Annotated in this window: 2 protein-coding genes; both read left to right on the top strand. The window is 39.2% G+C overall.

The window, feature by feature from the left end:
- Positions 1-528 precede the first annotated feature (528 nt).
- Positions 529-759, top strand: coding sequence for an antitoxin (locus ACXM0J_RS18770; RefSeq protein ID WP_012268402.1), 231 nt, complete (start codon positions 529-531; stop codon positions 757-759).
- Positions 756-1,151, top strand: a complete 396-nt coding sequence (gene vapC, locus ACXM0J_RS18775; RefSeq protein WP_086265275.1) for a type II toxin-antitoxin system tRNA(fMet)-specific endonuclease VapC — start codon at positions 756-758, stop codon at positions 1,149-1,151. Before ACXM0J_RS18770 ends, vapC begins: the two co-directional genes overlap by 4 nt.
- Positions 1,152-1,180 lie beyond the last annotated feature (29 nt).

Genomic DNA, 1,180 nt, shown 5'->3' on the forward strand with positions numbered 1-1,180 from the left:
CAATCTAAAATATTTTAATTAAATCAATAATTTGTAAATTTTACATAATCCCAAAAAACACTAAAAAGCCGACTCAGACACATGTCGGCTGCTTTTTAAGCACTTTTGTCACTTTTAGCCAATAAAATAGGTTAAAAAATATTCAAAATTTTGTTTTTCCCTGATTTCTTAAGGCTTCAATAACCCTCTTTTATCCCCATTTTCTGCGGACAAATATCGGGATAATTTGAGGATATGTCCATGTACGCTATGGCGTACAGCCATTCAGGAAATTCACTAATAGCCATACTCAGTTCAATTTCCTATTATGAACTCATTGAGAACAGGATGTTCCAGATAACAATAAGAAATCAGCGCACCAGGATCGTGAAGCAAGACAGGAGTCATGCTTAACAGCCCAATACGAAAAACCCCGACAGGATGTCGGGGTTTTTTATTGTCTCATGATTTTAATTGTACTTTGACTCTACACACTTTAATGCTATGGTATATATCAGTGATATATATCTTGTGTATCTGGAGGTCAACATGGAAATTGCCAAAGTATTTCAAACTGGTCGCAGTCAAGCGGTTCGCTTGCCTAAGGCCTTTCGTTTCAATGGCACTGAAGTGGCCATCAAAAGCTTCGGACGTGGCGTTTTGTTGATGCCAATCGATAACCCTTGGGATGTCATGTTAGAAGCCATCAATGAGTTTGAGGTTGGATTCCAGTTGGAGCGAGCTGATCAAGGCGAACAGTTCCGTGAGGAGTTCAAATGATTTACCTCTTAGACACAAATATTTGTATCTATGTCATCAACAACAAGCCTCAACACATTTTTGAACGCTTTAAGCAATATCAACTCGGCCAGCTTGCGATTTCAAGTATCACGGCATCTGAGCTGGCTTTCGGTGTAGAGAAGTCTGGATCTGAACGCAATAAACAGGCATTAAACAAGTTTTTGTCACCTTTAGAGATTCTTCCTTACGATGAACAAGCAATTTGGCATTACGCCAAATTACGCCAAGATCTTCAATCCACAGGTAAACCGATTGGCAGCTTAGATATGCTGATCGCTGCTCATGCTTTGGCATTGGATGTTGTATTAGTAACGAACAATACAAAAGAATTTGAACGGATTGATGGTCTAAAGCTAGAGAATTGGGTCTAATCGCTATATCTAGCCCTATGCAGGGCTAG

It is taken from the genome of Acinetobacter sp. GRABPA_MV_2, assembly GCF_056725885.1.

What these genes read in the sequence shown, in the direction of transcription:
- vapC (WP_086265275.1), top strand. Translation starts at nt 756, where the DNA reads ATGATTTACCTCTTAGACACAAATATTTGTATCTATGTCATCAACAAC.
- ACXM0J_RS18770 (WP_012268402.1), top strand. Translation starts at nt 529, where the DNA reads ATGGAAATTGCCAAAGTATTTCAAACTGGTCGCAGTCAAGCGGTTCGC.